The following is a 20,366-nucleotide window of genomic DNA, read 5'->3' on the forward strand; positions in this document are numbered from 1 at the left end:
CCCTTGCGCACCTCCTGCCGACGCCCCAAATCCGGGCGAACAGCAGGAGCAGGGTCATGCAAGCAGTCCAGGCCTTCATCGAAACCCAGGGCGGGCCCGAGGTCATCGACTGGCGCGAGGTGACGCTCGGCGCACCCGGCCCCGGCGAGGTGCTGCTGCGTCACACCGCGATCGGGCTCAACTATCTCGACACCTATCACCGCGACGGCACCTATCCCGTGCCGCTGCCGAGCGGCCTCGGCGTCGAATCGGCGGGCGAGGTCGTCGCGGTCGGCGAGCATGTCCATGGCCTCCAGCCGGGCGACCGCGTCGCGACCTTCGGCCCCGACCGCAACGCCTATTCGAGCGCCCGCATCCTCCCCGCCGCCTCGCTGTTCAAGCTGCCCGCGGGCATCGATGACGAAACCGCCGCCGCGGCGCTGCTCAAGGCGTGCACCGTCGAGATGCTCGTCGAGCGCTGCGCCAAGGTCGAGGCGGGCTGGCCCGTGCTCGTCCACGCCGCCGCGGGCGGGGTCGGACTGATCCTGGTGCAGTGGCTGAAGGCCGTGGGCGCGACCGTGATCGGCACCGTCAGCACCGAGGCCAAGGCCGAGGCGGCGCGCGAAGCGGGCGCCGACCATGTGCTGCTCTACAAGAGCGACGATGTCGCGGCGCATGTCCGCAGCCTCACCGAGGGCCAGGGCGTGCCGGTGACCTTCGACGGCATCGGCATGGCGACTTGGGAGGTTTCGCTCAAAGCCACGGCGCGGCGCGGGCTGATCGTCAGCTACGGCAATGCCGGCGGGCCGGTGACCGGGGTGAATCTCGGCATCCTCGCGCAGCACGGCTCGCAATTCGTGACGCGCCCGACCTTGTTCGATTATTACCTGCACCCCGGCGAACGCGCCGCGGGCGCGGCGCGGGTGTTCGAGATGATCGAGAGCGGCGCGGTGAAGGTCAGCATCGGGCAGCGTTACGGGTTGCAGGATGCCGCGCGCGCGCATGCGGACCTGCAGGCGGGGCGCACGACCGGATCGACGGTGCTGATTCCCTAGTCCCTCCCCCTCCCGCAGGCGGGAGGGGGAGCGAGACTTACGAGCTTGCTCGTTAGTCGCAGCGGGGTGGGCCACTGCAGCGTCGCTGCCCACCCCCAACCCCTCCCGCCTGCGGGAGGGGTGCAATTACGCCTTCAACCTCTCCGCATGCCACGCGACATGCTCGGCCATGAAGCTCGAAATGAAATAATAGCTGTGGTCGTAACCCGGCTGCATCCGGATTTCGGCTTTCTGCCCATTGCGCTCGCACGCGGCGACCAGCAGGTCGGTCTTCAATTGCTCGGCCAGGAAATTATCGGCTTCGCCCTGGTCGACGAGCAGGTCGGGCACGCGGAGCCCCTGTTCGAGCAGCATGCACGCGTCATAGGCGTACCAGTCCTCGCGGTTGTCGCCGAGATAGCCCCCGAACGCCTTTTCGCCCCATGGGCATTGCGACGGCGCGACAATCGGCGAGAAGGCCGACACCGAGCGGAAGCGGTCCTGATTGCGCAGGCCAATGGTAAGCGCACCATGGCCGCCCATCGAATGGCCGGTGATCGCCTGCCGCGACAGGTCGGCCGCGGGGAAGTTGCGCAGCACCAGCGACGGCAATTCGTCCTCGATGTACGAGCGCATGCGGTAATGTTTCGCCCAGGGTTCCTCGGTCGCATCGACATAGAAGCCGGCGCCGAGCCCGAAGTCCCACGCGCCCTCGGGATCGTCGGGCACGCCTTCGCCGCGCGGCGAGGTGTCGGGCGCGATGAAGATGATGCCGTGTTCGGCGCAGGCGGCGCGATACTCACCTTTTTCCATCACATTGGCGTGGGTGCAGGTCAGCCCCGACAGATACCAGAGCACGGGCAGCCGCGCGCCCTTTTCATGATCGGGCACGAAGACCGCAAAGGTCATGTCGGTGCCGGTCGTGGTGCTGGCGTGCTTGTACACGCCCTGCGTGCCGCCGTGGCTGCGGGCGGTGGAGAGGGTTTCGATGGGCATGGTCTCGTCCTGCTTGTGTTTTCGCAAGCCTAGTCCATGCTCGCACAGAATCCAAAGGGGAGGGCGGCTTGTTCGGCAATAATATCCACGGGACCTGTCAGGACCGCTTCGCCGCCGTCCGCCTCGGCATGGCCGCCAGCCTCGCCAGCGGCGCCGACGTCGGCCTGTCCTTCTGCGCGACGATCGATGGCGAGACGGTGGTGGACCTGTGGGGCGGCCATGCCGACGAAGCGAAGACGCGGCCGTGGCAGGCCGATACGATCGTCAACGTCTATTCGACGACCAAGACGATGACCGCGCTCACCGCGCTGCTGGTGGCCGACCGCGGTGACCTCGATTTCGCGGCGCCCGTCGCGCGATACTGGCCCGAGTTCGCCGCCAACGGCAAAGCCGAGGTCACGGTGGCGCAATTGATGAGCCACAGCGCCGGCCTGTCGGGCTGGGATGCGCCGATCGCGCATGGCGACCTCTACGACTGGGACAAGGTCACCGCGCTGCTCGCGGCGCAGGCGCCCTGGTGGCCGCCGGGCAGCGCGCCGGGCTATCATGCGATCACCCAGGGCTATCTGGTGGGCGAGGTGGTGCGGCGGATTACCGGCAAGTCGCTCGGCACCGTGTTCCGCGAGGAGATCGCCCAGCCGCTCGGCGCCGACTTTCACATCGGCCTGCCTGCGTCGGAGGATCACCGCGTCGCAGACCTGATCCCGCCGCCCGAGACGATCAGCGACTTCGCGACCGACGTCCAGCGAAAGACCTTCACCAACCCCGGCGTCGATGTCGCGGCGACGCGCACCCGCGCCTGGCGCGGCGCCGAAATCCCCGCGGCGGGCGGCACCGGCAACGCGCGCAGCGTCGCCGAAATCCACGCGCTGCTGGCGAACGGCGGCGTCGCCAAGGGCAAGCGGCTGCTCTCGGAAGCCGGGTGCCGCAAGGCGCTCGAGCTGCAGAGCGCGGGCACCGACCTGATCCTCGGCATCCCGATCCGCTACGGCATGGGCTTCGGCCTGCCGGGCGAACTCGTGCCTTTGCCCAACCCCAACACCATCTATTGGGGCGGCTATGGCGGCTCGCTGATCATCATCGACATGGATGCCCGCGCGACCTTCAGCTATGTGATGAACAAGATGAACAGCGGGCTGACCGGCGACCCGCGTTCGTTCACGCTGATCGGCGCGATGTGGATGGCGATGGCGGCGGGCTAGGCTTGCACGGGGATCGCCGCCACCAGCGGCGCATGCCCCCAGTGGCGCAGCAGGTCGAGGATCGCGGCGCCGGCGAGGCCCAGCGTGCCGGTGTTGCGCAGCGGATGAACGTTGACCGTCTCCGTCGCTGCCAACCCCGCGTCGATCACCACCGTGATGCTCCCCGGCGGCGCGTTGATCGCCGCGAGCGGGGTCACCGAGCCCGGCGCGATGCCGAGCAGCCGCTCCAAATCCTCGGCCTTGCCGAAGCTGACGCGCTTGCTGCCGATCGCGGCGGGCAGCGCTTTCAGATCGACGCGCGCCTCGCCCGGGACGGTGACGAGCCAATAGGCGCCGCCATTGTCCTTGAGGAACAAGTTCTTGTTGTGCGCGCCCGGTATCGCGGCGTTCACCTGATCGCTCTCGGCGACGGTGAACACCGCGACATGCTCATAAGAGGCGAAGGGGATGGCGAGCGCGTCCAGATCCGCCAGCAATCCCGCTTCGCCCCGCATCATTTTTCCTCACACAACGCGATGGAGCGCGCAGAGCTTGTTGCCCGACGGATCGCGCAGATAGGCGAGATAGAGCTGGCCAAAACCGCCTTCGCGCACGCCCGGCGGGTCTTCGATCGAGGTGCCGCCATTGGCGACGCCGGCGTCGTGCCACGCCTTCGCCTGCTCGGGCCCCTCCATCGCGAAACCGATGGTGCAGCCGTTGCCGACCGTCGCGGCTTCGCCGTCGATCGGCTTGCCGACGAGGAACAGCCCGCCGTTGTGCATGTAAATCAGCCGGCCCTTATCGTCGACGATCGCGGGCTTGCCGCCGAGCGCCGCGAAGGTCGCGTCGTAGAATTTCTTGGACGCCTCGATGTCGTTCGATCCGACCATATTGTGACTGTACATATCCTCTGCTCCTCCGGTTTTTGGTTGCGATTCGATACCTACCCTGCCCGTCCGCCCGGGACCAGCCACGATGATGGTGGCGGTTCACCGAAAATGACGAATTAGCGGAAGACCACGGTCTTGTGCCCGTCGATGAGCACGCGCTGCTCGGCGACCCAGCGCACCGCGCGCGCGAGCACCTGTGCCTCGACGTCCCGGCCGATGCGGATCAGGTCGTCCACGCCGTCGCGGTGGTCGACGCGCTCGACCGCCTGCTCAATGATCGGCCCCTCGTCGAGGTCGCCGGTGACGAAATGCGCGGTCGCGCCGATCAGCTTGACCCCGCGCTCGTGCGCGCGGTGATAGGGTTTGGCGCCCTTGAAGCCCGGCAGGAAGCTGTGGTGGATGTTGATGCAGCGCCCCGCGAGCTGTCCGGACAGGTCGCTCGACAATATCTGCATATAGCGCGCGAGCACCAGATATTCGGCGCCGCCGCGCGCCATGACGTCGAGGATCGCCTGTTCCTGTTCGGCGCGGTTCGCGTCGCCTACCGGCAGGTAATGGAAAGGCACGCCGTGCCATTCGCTGAGCCGCCGCTGCGCCTCGTGGTTCGACACCACGCCGACGATGTCGATCGCGAGATTGCCGGTCGACCAGCGGTGGAGCAGGTCGTTGAGGCAATGGCTGCCCTGCGACACCGCAATGACGAAGCGCGGCTTCGCGGCGCGGTCGCTGATCCGCGCGTCCATTGCGAAGCGGGTGACGATCGGCGCGAAGGCCGCTTGCACGCCCGCCAGTCCCTCGGGAAAGCGCGGGCCTTCGCCGCGAAACTCGACGCGCATGAAGAACCGCCCGGTGTCGAGGTCGGCATATTGCTGGCTGTCGAGGATGAAGCCGTCGTGGTCGGCGAGCAGCCCCGTCACCGCCGCGACGATGCCCACCGCGTCGCCGCAGCTGAAGGTCAGGACATAGGGGCCGCTCACGTCCGCGTCAGAACACGACCACGCTGCGGATGCTCTCGCCCGCGTGCATCAGGTCGAAGCCCTTGTTGATCTCTTCCAGCCCCATGACGTGGGTGATCATGGGGTCGATCTCGATCTTGCCGGTCATATACATGTCGACGATCTTCGGCACGTCGGTGCGGCCCTTGGCGCCGCCGAAGGCGGTGCCGCGCCAGTTGCGCCCGGTGACCAGCTGGAACGGCCGCGTCGCGATCTCCTTGCCCGCCTCGGCGACGCCGATGATGATCGAAGTGCCCCAGCCGCGATGGCAGGCTTCGAGCGCGGTGCGCATCACTTCGGTATTGCCCGTGGCGTCGAAGGTATAATCGGCGCCGCCGTCGGTCAGCTGCACGATCGCGGCGACCGTGTCTTCGCGGCTCATGCCCCGGGTATTGAGGAAGTCGGTCATGCCGAACTTGCGGCCCCATTCCTCTCGGGTTGGGTTGATGTCGACGCCGATGATCTTGTTGGCGCCTGCGAGCCGCGCGCCCTGGAGCACGTTGAGCCCGATCCCGCCCAAACCGAACACCACCACATTGTCGCCGACCTGGACCTTGGCCGTGTTGGTCACCGCGCCGACGCCGGTGGTCACCCCGCAACCGATATAGCACGCGCTCTGGAACGGCGCGTCCTCGCGGATCTTCGCGACCGCAATCTCCGGCAGCACGGTGAAGTTCGAGAAGGTCGAGCAGCCCATATAGTGGAAGATCGGCTGGCCCTTGTACGAAAAGCGCGTCGTGCCGTCGGGCATCAGCCCCTTGCCTTGGGTGGCGCGGATCGCGGTGCAGAGGTTGGTCTTGCCCGAAAGGCAGCTTTTGCACTGGCGGCATTCGGGGGTGTAGAGCGGGATGACGTGGTCGCCGGGTTTGACGCTCGTGACGCCCGCGCCGACCTCGCGCACCACCCCCGCGCCCTCATGGCCGAGCACGCTCGGAAAGATACCCTCGCTGTCGAAGCCGTCGAGCGTGTACGCATCGGTGTGGCAGATGCCCGTCGCCATGATCTCGACCAGCACCTCGCCCGCTTTCGGGCCCTCGAGGTCGAGTTCGACGAGTTCGAGCGGCTTTTTCGCCTCGAACGCAACGGCGGCACGGGTCTTCATGGGCGGGTCTCCTTTTCGGCGCTCCCAATCAGGCAAAGCGCGCGGCAATGCAAGATGCGAGAGCTTGTTTCAGCATCCATGGCCCAGGCTGTCCGGCCAGGCGGCGCCAGTTGTTTTTCGCGCAAAGACGCAAAGATGTCGCGCCGGCCGCGAAGCGGGTTTTCATTTTAACCGCGCGACCAGCCGCGCCGTTGACGTGGAAACGGATCCGTCGGCCCAGACCTTCCTCTTCGTGTCTTTGCGCCTTTGCGCCTTTGCGCGAAACAAAAAAAGCTGCGCCTAAGGACAGGTCCGGCCATGGACCCTGAAACAAGTTCAGGGTGACGAAGATAAGGGCGCTCCGGCGTGCCGGTTCCGCGTGATGCCGCACCTGCAAAGCGGCGCGCTCGACTCGCTCCTCGACCCGCTCCGCCAGCAGGTGAAAGTGATCCGGAGCGGCCTATCCGCAGCGCCGCCATTTGCTGCCGAAGGTGCGGTGCTGATCGACAAACTGCGCGAGGAATTGCCAAGGGCGTTGCGACGGATTGAGGGGCGTAGCGTACGTCGGCGCCTATTCTGGCAGGGGCATGACCGAGACCATGACCACACGATCTTTCGTCTCACTATACTCAAAATGGATTTTTACGCCATCATGCGCAAACCAATCCCAAGGCAAGATTGGTGGAGGGAAATCAAACCGAGCGTCTTCCAGCCAATACACTGGCACCCCCATCGCGCTTCGAACGTCGGTGCGACTGCTATCGAAAGTGAGGCCGTAGGGAAACGTTCCCGCATATTGTTCGTAATCCGGCTCTTTTCGACCATCGAAAAACTGGACACAACTACAAACGTCAGCGGAATTGACCAAGATCGTGAAGCCTCTGTCAGGATACTCGATATATCGATCCATGCCATATTCGGGATCGCCTTCAGGAAAACGATCCGGCACGACGACGGTAAACCCTAGCACGTCCGCAAACGAAGAAATGTGACGGCCAACGAGGCGTGCTTCGATCATGCTGCTATCCATATCGATGAGCCAAGTTGCTCAACACTCCACCACACTGACCGCCAGCCCGCCTTTCGACGTTTCCTTATATTTGTCGCGCATGTCCCGGCCGGTTTGCAGCATCGTCGCGATCACCGTGTCGAGGCTGACGACATGCGTGCCGTCGCCGATCATCGCGATGCGGCTGGCGTCGATCGCCTTGATCGCGCCCATCGCGTTGCGCTCGATGCACGGGATCTGGACCAAGCCTCCGATGGGATCACAAGTGAGGCCGAGGTTATGCTCCATGCCGATCTCGGCGGCATTCTCGACCTGCGCGTTGGTGCCGCCGAGCGCCGCGGTCAGCCCCGCCGCCGCCATCGAGCAGGCGACGCCGACTTCGCCCTGGCAGCCGACCTCGGCGCCCGAGATGCTGGCGTTGCGTTTATAGAGCGCGCCGACCGCGCCCGCGGCGAGCAGGAAGGTGCGCACCCCGGCATCATCGCCGCGATAACCGCGGCGGTAGAAGCGGATCACTGCGGGGATGATCCCCGCCGCGCCGTTGGTGGGCGCGGTGACGACCTTGCCGCCCGCGGCATTTTCCTCGTTCACCGCCATCGCCCACAGGTTGATCCAATCCATCATCGCGAGCGGATCGGTCAGATTTGCTTCGTGGCGGTTGCGGATGTCGGTCGCGATCTGCGGTGCGCGGCGCTTGACCTTGAGCCCGCCGGGGAGAATGCCGGTGCTGCAGCAGCCCGCATCGATCGAGGCGTCCATCGCCCCGGCGATCGCATCGAGCCCGGCGTTCACTTCGTCGAGGCTGCGGTGGACCAGCTCATTCTCGAGCATCATCTCGGCGAAGGTCTTGCCCGACGCCGCGCCCATGCTCAGCAGGTCGGCCCCCGAGGTGAAGGCGAACGGCAGTTCCACCTCATCCTCCGCCCCGCGGCTGTTGCGCCCCGCCTCGTCCTCGTCGACGACGAAGCCGCCGCCGATCGAGAAATACATGCGTTTCGCCAGAATTTCGCCCGCGGCATCGCGCGCGGTGAAGCTCAGTGCATTGCTGTGAAACGGCTGGCGCTGGCGCATCTGGAAATGCAGGTCGCGTGCGGGCTGGAATCGCACGCGCTGGCGGCCGAGCAGGTAGAGAAATCCCTCGCCCTCCGCCCGGTCCCAATGCGCTTTGATCGCGGCAAGGCTGGTGCTGGCGGGGATTTCCCCCGCGAGCCCCGCGACGATCGCGGTGTCGGCGGCGTGGCCCTTCCCCGTCAGCGCGAGCGAGCCATAAAGGTCGGCCTCGACATGCGCGGTCTTCGCCAGCAGCCCCTGATCGCCCAGCCACACGGTAAAGCGCCGCGCCGCGACCATCGGGCCGACGGTGTGCGAACTCGACGGGCCGACGCCGATCTTGAACAATTCGAACAGGCTGATGGTCATGGTTGGGGCATGCCGGCAAGCGGTGCGCCGATCGCGTCGAGGGGTATCCGGACCGCCAGGTCGCGCGCCGCCCCCAAAGTATAATGGCCATAGTCGAAATGAAAGGGCGAGCCGTCCGACGCGAAGAGCGGGCAGACCCCCTGCGGGCACTCGATATCCTGCATCGAGACATAGGTCGCGCCCGCCGCGGTCACGCCCGTGCGCATCGCGCGATCGGTGACGAGCAGGTCCAGCCGCCGGCTGCCGCGCGCCACATCGGCATCGCCGCGCGCGGTGAGGCGCGCAAGCAGCCGCGGCAGCGGCTCGTCATATTCGACTGCGGGACCGAGGACGGTCACCGCGATGCCCTGGGCCCGGAAATGTTCGATGGCGCGGACCAGCCCCGGAAGCCGGTCGGGGCGCCAGCGCGAGGACAGGATCACGCGCGCGATCGGCCCCTCGCCTAGGGTGCGGCCCTCGAACCCGATCGCCATGACGTCGGTGCAACGCCGATCGCCCGCGACCGGCCACACCGGATCGCATCCCGATGCGGTCAGCCGCAGGACGTTCATGTCGGGCATCCGCTCGGCCAGCGCCTGGACGATGTGACCCGCATGGCTGTCGCCCATGACCATGATGTTCGGCCGGTCGGTCCGCCGCGTCGCACAGACCGCAGGGTCGAAGGTCGGCCGCGCGCTGTCGGCCATGCACACCCCGCGCCGGAACTGGAAATTCGCTTCCTTGCTGTCGTCATAGTCGAGATAGGTGAGCAGCTTCGCCACCCGCGGATCGGCGATCCGCGTCGCGGTTGCCTGCATCGCGAGCAACGCGGCTGCGCCCGCCACGGCCACCATCGCCGTCACCGCCCCGCACAGCACGCGCGGGGTCGCCCACGCCTTGCCGCGCTGGAGGAAGGGCTGCTCGATCAGCCGGTAGCTGAGCACCGCCAGCACGAAGGAGATCGCGATCGTCGCCGCCATCTCGCCGGCATCGAGCGTCAGCCCGCGCTCGAAGCGCCAGAAGGCCATCACCGGCCAGTGCCAGAGGTAGAGCGAATAGCTGATGTCGCCGACGAAGCGCATCGGCGGAAGCGACAGCAGCCGCGCGGTGCCGCCGCTCTCGCCATAAGCGATCAGCAGCGCGGTGCCGATGCACGGCAGCAGCGCCCATGGCGCGGGAAAGGCGCTTTCCTCGGTGATGACGAACAGTCCGGCGATCACCAGCGCGAGGCCGAGCCACGCCGCCACGGGCTTCGTGCGCTCGCCGAGCTTCGGGAAACCGCCGGTCGCGACGAGCGCGCCCAGCCCCAGCTCCCATGCGCGCGCAGGGAGCAGGTAGAAGGCGGCGGCGGCCTTGTTCACCGCGATCAGCGCGAAACCCGCGGCAAGCGATGCGGCGACGATGACCCACAGCACCGGCACGATGCGCCGAGGCAGCCAGCGGTGCAATGCGATCAGCAGCAGCGGATAGAAGATGTAGAATTGCTCCTCGACCCCCAACGACCAGGTGTGGAGCAACGGCGTGAGCTCGGCATCGCCGAAATAATTGACCGTGCGCCAGAACCAGATGTTCGACCCCGACAGCGCCGTCGCCGCGGTGCTCCACGACAGGTCGCGCATGTCCTGCGGGAAGAGGCGCCACCAGCCGACGGCGAGCACCACCACGAGCATCACGAGCAGCGCGGGCAGGATGCGCAGCGCGCGGCGGCGATAGAAACCCGCCAGCGTGAAGCGACCGCCCTCCATCTCCTTCAGGATGATGCGGCTGATCAGATAGCCCGAGATGACGAAGAAGATATCGACGCCGACGAAGCCGCCGGGGATGGCGGTCAGCCCGGCGTGGACGAGCAGAATCGGCAGGACGGCAAGCGCGCGCAGTCCGGCGATGTCGTTGCGATACTGCATGGTCCCCCGAAAAGCTGGCCGGCGGATGCCCTCTAGCCCTTTGGGGTCCTTTGGGAAAGGGGGCGCATAGTCTTCCCCCTCGATGGTGGAAGGATATACGGAGCCTTATCGCGAAGCGATTAGGCGAAGTTGGATGGGGGTGCGGGTGCGTCCTTGTGCCGTCGTTTCAGGCCGAGAGCCCACCCCCACCGCTGCGACTAGGAAGCAAGCTTCCAAGTCTCGCTACCTCCCCCATCGAGGAGGAGGAGCAACCGAAAGATCAGCCCGGATAAGTCCAGGTGCCTTCGCGCGCGAAATTCTCGGCGGCGAAATCCCAGTTCAGCAGGTTGTCGACCGTGGCGTTGACATAGTCGGGGCGCACATTCTTGCGGTCGATATAATAGGCATGTTCCCACACATCGACGACGAGCAAAGGCTTGATCCCCGCGACCAGCTCGGTGCCCGCGTCGTGCGTGTCGGTGACCGACAGCGTGCCGTCGCGCGAGACGAGCCACGCCCAGCCCGACGCGAAATGGTTGATCGCGGTTTCCTTCAATTTCTTCTTTAGTTCGTCGAGCGAGCCGAAGTCGCGGTCGATCGCGGCGGCAAGGTCGCCCTCGGGCGCGGTCTTGTCGGGGCTCAGGCTGTTCCAGTAAAAGCCGTGGTTCCACGCCTGAGCCGCGTTGTTGAACATGCCCTTGTTGCCCGAACCCTCGGCGTGGTGGATGATTTCCTCGAGCGGCTTGTCGGCGAGCTCGGTGCCATCGATCGCGGCGTTGAGCTTGTCGACATAGGTCTTGTGGTGCTTGCCATGGTGCGTCTGCAGCGTTTCGGCCGAGATATGCGGTTCGAGCGCGTCCTCGGCATAGGGCAGGACGGTGAGAGCGATCGTCATGGCAGTCTCCATATTATTTGGGGAGGTTTTGGATTTCCTAACTCGGGATCGAGCCACGCGGTTGCAAGGTTATGGCGGCAAATTATTCCCCTCCCTGGAAGGGAGGGGTTAGGGGTGGGTCGCAAGCGCAGCGAGCACGAGAAGCGTCCCGTAAATCCGAGAGGTTCGACCCACCCCCGACCCCTCCCTTCCAGGGAGGGGAGACATCACGTCGCCATGCCCAGCAGCGTCGCGATGCGGTCGGCTTCCTCGGCGGGCTTGTCGCAGCGGATGCGCGAAATGCGCGGGAAGCGCATCGCGAGGCCCGACTTGTGGCGCTTCGACGCATGGATTGAATCGAAGGCGACCTCGAGCACCAGCGACTTCTCGACCTCGCGCACCGGCCCGAAGCGATTGAGCGTGTTGTCGCGGACGAACTTGTCGAGCCACTTCAGCTCCTCGTCGGTGAAGCCCGAATAGGCCTTGCCCACGGGTAGCAATTCGCCCTGCTCGCTCCAGCAGCCGAAGGTATAGTCCGAATAGAAGCTCGCGCGCCGCCCGTTGCCGCGCTGCGCATACATCATCACGCAATCGGCGATGAGCGGATCGCGCTTCCACTTATACCATAGCCCCGCGCGGCGACCCGCGACATAGGGCGCATCGCGGCGCTTGAGCATCACCCCCTCGATCGCCACATCGCGCGCGCCCGCGCGGCGCTCGGCGAGGTCGTCGAAGTCGTCCGCATCGATGATTTGCGACAGGTCGAAATGGCTGGCAGCGAGGCGGGGCATGAAAGCCTCCAGCTTGGCGCGCCGCTTGCTCCACGGCAGGCCGCGCAGATCCTCGCCATCGACGCCGAGCAGGTCATATACGCGCACGAACGCCGGATAATCCGCGAGCATCTTCTTCGACACGACCTTGCGCCCGAGCCTTTGCTGGAGCGCGTTGAAACTCGCCGCCTCGCCGCCCTGCGCGTCGCCGCGCACAAGCAGTTCGCCGTCGATCACCGCATCCTTGTCGAAGGCGGTCACCAGTTCGGGAAAGGCAGCGCTGATCTCCTCGCCGCCGCGGCTGTAGATGCGCGTCTCGCCGCCGCCATGGACGATCTGGACGCGGATGCCGTCCCATTTCCACTCGGCGGCATAGTCCGCGAGGTCGACGGTGCCATCCTCCAGCGGGTGCGCGAGCATGAAGGGGCGGAAGAAACCGACATCGGCGAGGTCGGGCCGCTCCGCCCGCCCTTCGCCCCAGGCAAAGAGCGGCGCATAGGGCGGGGGGATCGCGTGCCACAGCTCCTCGACATCGTCGACAGGGACATCGAACGCCAAGGCAAAGGCCTGTTTCGCGAGCCGCGCCGACACCCCGACGCGCATGCCGCCGAGCGCGAGCTTGAGCAAGGCGTAGCGCCCGTCGGCGTCGAGCCGGTCGAGCAGCGAGGCGACGATGGCGGGGGCATCACTGCGGGTGGCGGCGGCGAGGGTGTCGACAGCTTGGCTGACGCTGAGGTCGTCCTTCGCCCCGGGCGCGTCGGGCCATAACAGCGCCGCTGTCTCCGCGGTATCGCCGACGAAATGCCGCGACAGCCGGAACAAGTCCTCGTCCACCCGCGTCGCGAGCAGCGCCCGTACCGTCCCCGCCTTCACCGCGGGAAAGTCGAGGCTTTCGGTCAGCGCCGCGATCGCCCAGCCGCGGTCGGGATCGGGCGTGTGCTTGAGATAGTCGACGATCAGCGCGAGCTTCGAGTTGCGCGAGCGCGTGTAGATCAGCCGGTCGATCAGGGCCGCGAACCGCTTCACGCTTCCTCCTCCAGATCGCGGCCGACGAGGTGCAGCGCGCGCGCCTTGCGCTGATGCAATTCGCACCAGCGCAGAAGCCCATCCTCGCTACCATGCGTAATCCACGTCTCCTTCGGGTTTACCTCGGCGATCGTGGTCGTGAGTTCGTCCCAGTCGGCATGGTCCGAAATGACGAGCGGCAGCTCGACCATCCGCTGCCGCGCGCGCTGGCGCACGCGCATCCAGCCCGATGCCATCGCGGTCACCGGATCGGGCAGCCGCCGCGACCAGCGGTCGTTCAGCGCCGAGGGCGGCGCAAGCACGATCTGCCCCGCCATTTCGGCCTTTTCGGTCTCGCTCACCAGCCGCAATTCGCCGAGGTCGACGCCGTGGATCGCATAGAGGTGACACATCTTCTCGAGCGCGCCGTGGATATAGATCGGCGCGTTCCAGCCGGCGCCGCGCAGCTCGGCGATCACGCGCTGCGCCTTACCGAGCGCATAGGCGCCGACTAGCACCGAGCGCTCGGGCTCGGCGCGCACCGCGCCGATCAGCTTGGCGATCTCGTCCGACGTGGGCGGATGGCGGAACACGGGCAGGCCGAAGGTCGCCTCGGTGACGAAGATGTCGCATGGCACCACCTCGAAGCGTGCGCAGGTCGGGTCGGCGCGGCGCTTGTAATCGCCGGTGACGACGATCCGTTCGCCGGCATATTCCATCAGGATTTGCGCGCTGCCCAGCACATGGCCGGCGGGGTGGAAACTGAACTTCACCCCGCCACGTTCGAAGGCTTCGCCATAGGGAAAGGCGGCATTGTGGCTCGCCTCGACGTCGACGCCGTAGCGCAGCGCCATGATCGCCAGCGTCTCGGGGGTCGCATACACCGACCCATGCCCGCTGCGCGCATGGTCGGCATGACCGTGCGTCACCGCCGCGCGTTCGACCGGCCGCGACGGGTCGATCCACACATCGGCGGGCTTCACATGGATGCCGTGCGGATGCGGCTCGATCCAGGTCCTGACCTTGGCCATCAGGCGGCGAGCTTCCGCGCGCAGGCGAGATCGGCCACGAACGCCGCGCGCTCTTCGTCCGCCCGCTCGCGGTCGGGCAGGCGCAGCAGGAAGGAGGGATGGATCGTCGCGACCAGTTTTGTGCCCCCTGCCAGCTCGTGCACCGCGCCGCGCATCGACTTGATGCTCGCGCTCTTGCCCGTCACCCCGCGCAGCGCGCTCGCGCCCAGCGTGACGATCAGGTCGGGCTGCACCAGCGCGCGCTCCTTGTCGAGCCACCAGCGACAGATGTCGATCTCGCCCGCGGTGGGATTCTGGTGCAAACGGCGCTTGCCGCGCGGCTCAAACTTGAAATGCTTGACCGCGTTGGTGAGGAACAGCCGTCGCCGGTCGAGCCTGGCTTCGCCCAGCGCCTCATTCAAGACTTGCCCGGCCGGCCCGACAAAAGGCCGCCCTTGCAGATCCTCCTGATCGCCCGGCTGTTCACCGATGACCATGATCCGCGCCGCAGCGGGCCCTTCGCCCGCCACCGCCTGCGTCGCATTGCAGTGGAGCGGGCAGCGCGTGCACTGGCCAACCGCGCGCGCGACCGCATCGAGCGAGGTCAGATCGTCGTCGAGAAGCAGGTCGTCGGCCACGCGCGTGCGCCATTTCTCCGTTCGGGGGTTCGCAGCCGAAACGGCCATTTCGCGCATCCGTTCCACCCGCGCCCCGGCGCCCGCGAGCAGGGGTGCGATATCCTGCGCCTCGGGCAGATTCTTCCAATATTTCTTCGGCATCTCGGCGCGCATCGCGTCGATCTTGACTCGCGCGGGGTTGAAGATCGCGCCGTAATAAGTGCGCCACTGATCCTCGACGACATCGCTGTCGGGCACCTCGTCGCGCGTGCCACCGGGACCATAGCTCAGTTCCTCGTCTTCCCAGATCGCCCGCGCGTCGGGCGTGACGATCGCCCAGTCCATCCCGTAAAAGCGCCGCTGAAAGAAGGGCGCAGTCAGCCGCAATATGCGATGATCGGGCTCGAACCATGCCGCGAAGCTTTCGCGACCTTCCTCTTCGCCCAGACGGCGAAAACGGACGAAGGCGTGCATCTTGTGGACATCGCGGCGGATCGCCTTGTCGGTCTTGCGCAGCCAGTCGACATCGGCATCGGTCGTCCGCGCCAGCAGCTGCCGCTCGCGCGCGGCGCGCCAGACGAGGCGATAGAGCCGCGCCGGGACTTGCGGGTCGCGGTGGCAGATCACGCGATCGGCCATCGTCAGCAATTCGCGGGGCAGCGATACTGCCGCTCCCGACGACACCGGCGCTTGGTCGCCAAACAGCGATGCACCTTCCTCGGCGCCGCGCCAACTCACATCCTCGGGCGCCACCCCGCCCGCCAGCAACGCACGCGCCACCCCGCGCCACTCGGCGAAATCGCCGGGCGTGGAGAGCACCACCTCTCTCACAGGGCGAGCGCCAGCTGCTCCGCCGGCGGCGCAAAGCGCGCGCGTAGGTCGGCGCTGTCGGTGAGCTTTCCCGGTCGCCAGTCGAGCGTCACGATGAAGGGCAAGACCTTCTTCACCGACGCGGTGAGTTTGGCGAGATCGCCGAGCCGCAGCTTGCCGGTGCGGCGCACAGCGACGATCCGGTCGACCGCGCGCGTGCCCAGCCCCGGCACGCGCAGCAGCAATTCGCGCGGCGCGCGGTTGATATCGACCGGAAAGATGTCCCGCTTCATCAGCGCCCAGGCGAGCTTTGGGTCGATGCTCAGGTCGAGCATGCCGCCGCTCGCCCCTTCCATGATCTCGCTTCTCGCAAAGCCATAGAAGCGGAGCAGCCAGTCGGCCTGGTACAGCCGATGTTCGCGCATCAGCGGCGGGCGCACCGGCGGCAAGGCGCTGCTCGCGTCGGGGATCGGGCTGTACGCCGAATAATAGACGCGGCGCAGGTGATAGCCCGAATAGAGATTGTCCGCGGTCGCGAGGATATCGTCGTCGCGCGCCGCGTCGGCGCCGACGATCATCTGCGTCGACTGCCCCGCGGGCGCGAAGCGCGGCGGCTTCGCCTTGCCGATGAGCCGGCCCTTCGCGGCTTCCATCGCATCCTCGGCGCCGACGCGCACCGATGCCATCGTCTTGCGGATCGTCGCGGGTTTCTTTTCGGGCGCGAAGCTTTCGAGCCCCGCCTCGGTCGGGAGTTCGACATTGGTCGACAGCCGATCGGCATAAAGCCCCGCGAGCGCGACCAACGCGGGGTCGGCGCCTGCGATCGTCTTCAAATGGATATAGCCCTGGAAACGATGCTCCTCGCGCAGGATGCGCGCGACCTCGACCAGCTGCTCCATCGTATAATCCTCGGACCGGATGATGCCCGAGGAAAGGAACAGCCCCTCGATGTAGTTGCGCTTGTAGAAATCGAGCGTGAGCGTGACGACTTCCTGCGGCGAAAAGCGCGCGCGCTCGACATTGCTCGACGCGCGGTTGATGCAGAAACGGCAGTCGTAGACGCAGAAATTGGTGAGCAATATCTTGAGCAGCGAGATGCAGCGGCCGTCGGGGGCATAGCTGTGGCAGATGCCCATGCCCTCGGTCGAGCCGATGCCCTTCGAGCCCACCGAGTCGCGCTTCACTGTCCCCGAAGAGGCGCAGGAGGCATCATATTTGGCGGCATGCGCCAGCACCGCGAGCTTCTGGAGAATCGTCTTGCTGCTCATGCCCATGGGCATAGCAGACGGAACAAAAAAAGAACAAACTTAGGTTAGGCCGTTGACCCTCCCTGTGGCGAAGCCATGGAGAGTTGTCAGCGCGAAGCGCTGACGGAGGGGCGATTGCGCAAACGTCGCCAGGCCCCTCCACCACTTGCTTCGCAAGCGGTCCCCCTCCCCATCGCTGCGCGACAGGGAGTATCTATGAACCCCGCCCCAACCGCATCCGGAACGCGTCGAGGTGAAAATAGGCGGGGTCGAAATCGCACATCGCCGCCAAGGCATCGGCGTCGAGGAAGCGGATCCACTGGCGGTCGGTCTCGATATAGCCCTCGCGCACCAGCCGGCGCAGGACGCGGTTGGTGTGGATCGGCGTCAGCCCCAGCGTGTCGGCGATCTGCGTCTGCGTCATCGGCAGGCGCAGCGTGTCGGCGCCCGCGAGGTTGACGATCTGCGCGCGGCGGTGGAGTTCGAGCAGCAGGTGGCCGATCCGCTCCTGCGCGCTCTGCCGCCCGTTGCGCACGATCTGTTCGCGCAGGAACGCCTCCTCCTGCACCTGCGTCCACCAGAAGGCCATGGTCAGCGCCCCCGACCCCGCGAGCAGGTCGCGAACCGCGGCGGGCGCGATGGCATAGGCCGAGCCCGTCGTCAGCGCGACGACGCCGTGGTCGGCCTCGGCCGCGACGAGCACCTGCAGGTCGAAGATGTCGCCGGGCAGCAGGATGTTGAGGATCTGGCGGCGCCCGTCCTCGAGCTCCTTGAAGCGTGCCGCCCAGCCCTCGCGCATGACGAGGACCGCGTCCATCGGTTCGCCGGCGCTGACGATTTCCTGCCCCGCGGTAAAGTTGCGCGTCTTGCTGCCGAGCGTCAGCAGTTCCGCCCGCTCGGGGTCGCCGATTTCGCTGTAGAAAGACAAGCGCGCGACCAGCGCTTCCAATGCCATGTTCAAGGCCCCCGCCCCTCCGATATGTCGTGAGCTAATGTTTCGCTAGGCTTCGCGCCACTTGGCCGGAAGCGTGATGATGCAGATCAAGCCGCCCGGCTCCCAGCGCCGCTCGATCGTCCCGCCCAGATTATTACGCACGCTGCGCTCCATCAGCAAGGTGCCAAAACTGGTTCGTTCGGGCGCCACGACCAGGGCATCGCCGCCGCTCTCGGTCCAAGTCAGGCGGAAGCGGCGATCGTCGCCCTCGCTGTCTTGCGTCCACTCGATGTCGACGCGGCCATCGCGGCCGCCCAGCGCGCCATGCTTGACCGCATTGGTCGCGAGTTCGTTGAACAGCAGCGCCATCGCAACCAGCGCATTTTCGGGAAGTTCGAGGTCGGGCCCCGACCAGCGGATGCGCGGAAAGGCCGCCTCGACCTCGCGCATCAGCGCGTGCATCGACCCGGTCAGGAAATTGGCGCCGAGCAGCACATTCTGGGCGCGGTTGAGCGCGTCGAGCCGGCTGCTGATCCGCTCGACATAATCGTCGACGTCGGTCGCGGCGTGACGGGTGAGCGAGATGATCGCGCCGACCGTCGCGAACAGGTTGCGCATGCGGTGATGCAGTTCGCGCATCAACACCGCGTCATTTTCCTGCCGGCTCTTCTGCTCGGTGATGTCGACGCTGATCCCGGTGAGCACCGCGTCGTTGCTGCGCACATCCCAGTCGGCGCGCGCCGCCATCCAGCGCACCCCCTTTTCGGGATGCTCGATGCGATATTCGGTCGCATAGGGGCTACCGGTTTCGACCGCCTCGCCCAGCACGGTGCGCACCGCGTCGCGGTCGGCCGGATACAGCCGCTCGAAAAAGCCTTCGCCGGTCGAGAGCGCGGTTTCATAATCCTCGCCCCACAGCTCGGCGACCGCGCCGCGCCAGTTGAGCGCATCGGTCTGGGCATCGAACTGCCAGGTTGCGATTCGCGAAAAATCGAGCGCGCGTTCGAGCATGTGGCGCGCGTCGTCGCGCTCGATCACCGTGCGGCGCAGGTCCGCTTCGGCCATGATGATCGCCGCGAAATCTTCGAGCCGCTCGATTTCGCGCGCACCGAATGACAGCCGCGGCTCGCGGTCGATGATGCACAGGGTGCCGAGCACGGCGCCGTTATAGGCGCGCAGCGGCACCCCGGCATAAAAGCGGATCAGCGGATCGCCGGTGACCAGCGGATTCTCGGCAAAGCGCGCGTCCTCGCGCGCATCGGGCACAACAACGGGCCGCTCGTCGTTCACCGCATATTGGCAGAAGCTGATGTCGCGGTGCGTCTCGGCGACGTCGAGGCCATAGGAGGATTTGAACCATTGGCGGCAATCGTCGACGAGCGAGACCAGGGCGATCGGCGCGTCGAACAAATCGGCGACCAGCTTGGTCACGCGGTCGAACGCCGGTTCGGGCGCGGTGTCCATGATCCGATATTCGCGCAGCGTGCGCAGCCGGCGCGCCTCGTCCTGCGCGCGGTCGCGGTCTCCACCGTCGGCCAATGTCTGCCCCCTGTCCTCCAGCGTCATCCCGCCGCCGTCCTGCTTCCGGGTCGCTCTGCCATGATATGGTCCTCAAAACAAATGGCGAGCCGCCGGCAAGCCGTCCAATCGCGGTAATTTCGTTATAACCCGTTCGCGTCCCGGCATTTTCTACGCACGCCACGCCGACAAGTTGCGCAAAATCGGACTCCCTGCGGGAACCGCATCGCGCGCGGGCGCGTATGACAGCGATCAAGAGGGAGGAATCCGAATGAGTCTGGGTGAAGAAATCCGCGGTCACCTGCCGTTTTTGCGCCGCTATGCCCGCGCGCTGACGGGCAGCCAGCAGCATGGCGATAATTTTGTGCACACGATGCTGGAAGTGATCGTCGCGGCCCCCGACGAGTTTCGCTCGGACGACGGCATCCGCATCGATCTCTACCGCACCTTCCACCGCATCTGGGAAAGCGCCTTCATCGACGACGGCGAAGGCAGCGACGAGGACGCATTCGTCCGCGCCGCGACGCGCCGCCTGTCGCGCCTCACCCCGCTCGGCCGTCAGATATTGCTGCTCACCGCGCTCGAAGGCTTTTCCACCGAGGAAGCCGCGCTGATCACCGGCACCGACACCCCGACGGTCGAGATATTGCTGGCCGAAGCGGTCGACGATTTGGACCGCGAGGCGCGCACGTCGGTGCTGATCATCGAGGACGAGCCGCTGATCGCGATGGAGCTCGAGGCGATCGTGCGCGACCTCGGCCATGAGGTCGCGGGGATCGCGGCGACGCACGAGGATGCGGTCGCCGCATTCGAAAACAGCGACGCGGGGCTCGTCCTTGCCGACATCCAGCTGGCCGACGGATCGTCGGGGATCGACGCGGTGCAGGACATCCTCGCGATCGCCCCGGTGCCCGCGATCTTCATCACCGCCTTCCCCGAAAAGCTCCTCACCGGCCACCGCGTCGAGCCGACCTTCCTGATCTCGAAGCCGTTCCGCGAAAACACCGTGCGCGCGGCGATCAGCCAGAGCCTGCTGTTCACGCCGCAGCTGGCGGCGTAGGCCAAGCTACACCGAGAGGCGCTGACCGCTTTGGATGTTGGATCGGCCCTTCTAATTCTCCCTGTCGCGAAGCGA

The 20,366-nt window shown here is 66.4% G+C and carries 19 protein-coding genes; 3 read left to right on the forward strand and 16 right to left on the reverse strand.

Annotation, left to right across the window (positions count from 1 at the left end):
- Nucleotides 1–56 precede the first annotated feature (56 nt).
- On the forward strand, nucleotides 57–1,034 hold the full coding sequence (locus BWQ93_RS12135) for a quinone oxidoreductase family protein (protein WP_077030778.1): 978 nt from the start codon (nucleotides 57–59) through the stop codon (nucleotides 1,032–1,034).
- A 126-nt stretch (nucleotides 1,035–1,160) separates the two neighbouring features.
- On the opposite strand, the gene fghA is transcribed toward BWQ93_RS12135, so the two are convergent.
- Complete coding sequence (gene fghA, locus BWQ93_RS12140; RefSeq protein ID WP_077032367.1) at nucleotides 1,161–2,009, reverse strand: S-formylglutathione hydrolase; 849 nt, start codon at nucleotides 2,007–2,009, stop codon at nucleotides 1,161–1,163.
- A 68-nt stretch (nucleotides 2,010–2,077) separates the two neighbouring features.
- Between fghA and BWQ93_RS12145 the strand changes: the two genes are divergently transcribed.
- The gene (locus BWQ93_RS12145) at nucleotides 2,078–3,211 is read left to right on the forward strand and encodes a serine hydrolase domain-containing protein (protein WP_232314601.1); all 1,134 of its coding nucleotides are present in this window, start codon (nucleotides 2,078–2,080) and stop codon (nucleotides 3,209–3,211) included.
- Here the strand turns inward: BWQ93_RS12145 and BWQ93_RS12150 are convergent.
- The 15 genes from BWQ93_RS12150 to BWQ93_RS12215 form a co-directional block, all read right to left on the reverse strand.
- On the reverse strand, nucleotides 3,208–3,708 hold the full coding sequence (locus tag BWQ93_RS12150; RefSeq protein WP_335693510.1) for a prolyl-tRNA synthetase associated domain-containing protein: 501 nt from the start codon (nucleotides 3,706–3,708) through the stop codon (nucleotides 3,208–3,210). The two genes, BWQ93_RS12145 and BWQ93_RS12150, sit on opposite strands and share 4 nt — an antisense overlap.
- Nucleotides 3,709–3,714: 6 nt before the next feature.
- Nucleotides 3,715–4,095 (reverse strand): VOC family protein, encoded by a 381-nt coding sequence (locus tag BWQ93_RS12155; RefSeq protein WP_077030779.1) that lies wholly within the window; start codon nucleotides 4,093–4,095, stop codon nucleotides 3,715–3,717.
- A 101-nt stretch (nucleotides 4,096–4,196) separates the two neighbouring features.
- Nucleotides 4,197–5,057, reverse strand: coding sequence for a formyltetrahydrofolate deformylase (gene purU, locus BWQ93_RS12160; protein WP_077030780.1), 861 nt, complete (start codon nucleotides 5,055–5,057; stop codon nucleotides 4,197–4,199).
- 7 nt (nucleotides 5,058–5,064) lie between these two features.
- Nucleotides 5,065–6,177: an S-(hydroxymethyl)glutathione dehydrogenase/class III alcohol dehydrogenase gene (locus tag BWQ93_RS12165; RefSeq protein ID WP_077030781.1), complete on the reverse strand. Its 1,113-nt coding sequence runs from the start codon at nucleotides 6,175–6,177 to the stop codon at nucleotides 5,065–5,067.
- A 28-nt stretch (nucleotides 6,178–6,205) separates the two neighbouring features.
- Nucleotides 6,206–6,553: a hypothetical protein gene (locus BWQ93_RS21130; RefSeq protein WP_198040373.1), complete on the reverse strand. Its 348-nt coding sequence runs from the start codon at nucleotides 6,551–6,553 to the stop codon at nucleotides 6,206–6,208.
- 174 nt (nucleotides 6,554–6,727) lie between these two features.
- Nucleotides 6,728–7,174 carry a hypothetical protein gene (locus tag BWQ93_RS20820; RefSeq protein WP_156878218.1) on the reverse strand — a complete coding sequence of 149 codons (447 nt, stop codon included), beginning with the start codon at nucleotides 7,172–7,174 and terminating at the stop codon, nucleotides 6,728–6,730.
- 30 nt (nucleotides 7,175–7,204) lie between these two features.
- On the reverse strand, nucleotides 7,205–8,584 hold the full coding sequence (locus BWQ93_RS12175) for an L-serine ammonia-lyase (protein ID WP_077030783.1): 1,380 nt from the start codon (nucleotides 8,582–8,584) through the stop codon (nucleotides 7,205–7,207).
- A complete protein-coding gene (locus tag BWQ93_RS12180; protein WP_077030784.1) occupies nucleotides 8,581–10,467 on the reverse strand; it encodes an acyltransferase family protein in 1,887 nt (628 codons plus the stop codon). The genes BWQ93_RS12175 and BWQ93_RS12180 overlap by 4 nt, the downstream gene beginning before the upstream one ends.
- Before the next feature lie 259 nt (nucleotides 10,468–10,726).
- Nucleotides 10,727–11,341 carry a superoxide dismutase gene (locus BWQ93_RS12185; protein ID WP_077030785.1) on the reverse strand — a complete coding sequence of 205 codons (615 nt, stop codon included), beginning with the start codon at nucleotides 11,339–11,341 and terminating at the stop codon, nucleotides 10,727–10,729.
- A 206-nt stretch (nucleotides 11,342–11,547) separates the two neighbouring features.
- Nucleotides 11,548–13,116 (reverse strand): cisplatin damage response ATP-dependent DNA ligase, encoded by a 1,569-nt coding sequence (locus BWQ93_RS12190; RefSeq protein ID WP_077030786.1) that lies wholly within the window; start codon nucleotides 13,114–13,116, stop codon nucleotides 11,548–11,550.
- On the reverse strand, nucleotides 13,113–14,126 hold the full coding sequence (locus tag BWQ93_RS12195) for a ligase-associated DNA damage response exonuclease (RefSeq protein ID WP_077030787.1): 1,014 nt from the start codon (nucleotides 14,124–14,126) through the stop codon (nucleotides 13,113–13,115). The genes BWQ93_RS12190 and BWQ93_RS12195 overlap by 4 nt, the downstream gene beginning before the upstream one ends.
- Nucleotides 14,126–15,541, reverse strand: coding sequence for a UdgX family uracil-DNA binding protein (locus BWQ93_RS12200; protein WP_335693515.1), 1,416 nt, complete (start codon nucleotides 15,539–15,541; stop codon nucleotides 14,126–14,128). Before BWQ93_RS12200 ends, BWQ93_RS12195 begins: the two co-directional genes overlap by 1 nt.
- Nucleotides 15,542–15,549: 8 nt before the next feature.
- Nucleotides 15,550–16,800, reverse strand: a complete 1,251-nt coding sequence (locus BWQ93_RS12205; protein ID WP_077032370.1) for a putative DNA modification/repair radical SAM protein — start codon at nucleotides 16,798–16,800, stop codon at nucleotides 15,550–15,552.
- 193 nt (nucleotides 16,801–16,993) lie between these two features.
- On the reverse strand, nucleotides 16,994–17,734 hold the full coding sequence (locus tag BWQ93_RS12210; RefSeq protein WP_077030789.1) for a Crp/Fnr family transcriptional regulator: 741 nt from the start codon (nucleotides 17,732–17,734) through the stop codon (nucleotides 16,994–16,996).
- 45 nt (nucleotides 17,735–17,779) lie between these two features.
- A complete protein-coding gene (locus tag BWQ93_RS12215) occupies nucleotides 17,780–19,252 on the reverse strand; it encodes a sensor histidine kinase (RefSeq protein WP_232314602.1) in 1,473 nt (490 codons plus the stop codon).
- 250 nt (nucleotides 19,253–19,502) lie between these two features.
- Between BWQ93_RS12215 and BWQ93_RS12220 the strand changes: the two genes are divergently transcribed.
- Nucleotides 19,503–20,291, forward strand: coding sequence for a response regulator (locus BWQ93_RS12220; protein WP_077030791.1), 789 nt, complete (start codon nucleotides 19,503–19,505; stop codon nucleotides 20,289–20,291).
- The last annotated feature ends 75 nt before the right edge of the window (nucleotides 20,292–20,366 follow it).

This window comes from Sphingopyxis sp. QXT-31, assembly GCF_001984035.1.
Taxonomy (GTDB): Bacteria; Pseudomonadota; Alphaproteobacteria; order Sphingomonadales; family Sphingomonadaceae; genus Sphingopyxis.

What these genes read in the sequence shown, in the direction of transcription:
- BWQ93_RS12135 (WP_077030778.1), top strand. Translation starts at nt 57, where the DNA reads ATGCAAGCAGTCCAGGCCTTCATCGAAACCCAGGGCGGGCCCGAGGTC.
- fghA (WP_077032367.1), bottom strand. Translation starts at nt 2,009, where the DNA reads ATGCCCATCGAAACCCTCTCCACCGCCCGCAGCCACGGCGGCACGCAG.
- BWQ93_RS12150 (WP_335693510.1), bottom strand. Translation starts at nt 3,708, where the DNA reads ATGATGCGGGGCGAAGCGGGATTGCTGGCGGATCTGGACGCGCTCGCC.
- BWQ93_RS12155 (WP_077030779.1), bottom strand. Translation starts at nt 4,095, where the DNA reads ATGTACAGTCACAATATGGTCGGATCGAACGACATCGAGGCGTCCAAG.
- BWQ93_RS12165 (WP_077030781.1), bottom strand. Translation starts at nt 6,177, where the DNA reads ATGAAGACCCGTGCCGCCGTTGCGTTCGAGGCGAAAAAGCCGCTCGAA.
- BWQ93_RS20820 (WP_156878218.1), bottom strand. Translation starts at nt 7,174, where the DNA reads ATGATCGAAGCACGCCTCGTTGGCCGTCACATTTCTTCGTTTGCGGAC.
- BWQ93_RS12175 (WP_077030783.1), bottom strand. Translation starts at nt 8,584, where the DNA reads ATGACCATCAGCCTGTTCGAATTGTTCAAGATCGGCGTCGGCCCGTCG.
- BWQ93_RS12180 (WP_077030784.1), bottom strand. Translation starts at nt 10,467, where the DNA reads ATGCAGTATCGCAACGACATCGCCGGACTGCGCGCGCTTGCCGTCCTG.
- BWQ93_RS12185 (WP_077030785.1), bottom strand. Translation starts at nt 11,341, where the DNA reads ATGACGATCGCTCTCACCGTCCTGCCCTATGCCGAGGACGCGCTCGAA.
- BWQ93_RS12195 (WP_077030787.1), bottom strand. Translation starts at nt 14,126, where the DNA reads ATGGCCAAGGTCAGGACCTGGATCGAGCCGCATCCGCACGGCATCCAT.
- BWQ93_RS12205 (WP_077032370.1), bottom strand. Translation starts at nt 16,800, where the DNA reads ATGAGCAGCAAGACGATTCTCCAGAAGCTCGCGGTGCTGGCGCATGCC.
- BWQ93_RS12210 (WP_077030789.1), bottom strand. Translation starts at nt 17,734, where the DNA reads ATGGCATTGGAAGCGCTGGTCGCGCGCTTGTCTTTCTACAGCGAAATC.
- BWQ93_RS12220 (WP_077030791.1), top strand. Translation starts at nt 19,503, where the DNA reads ATGAGTCTGGGTGAAGAAATCCGCGGTCACCTGCCGTTTTTGCGCCGC.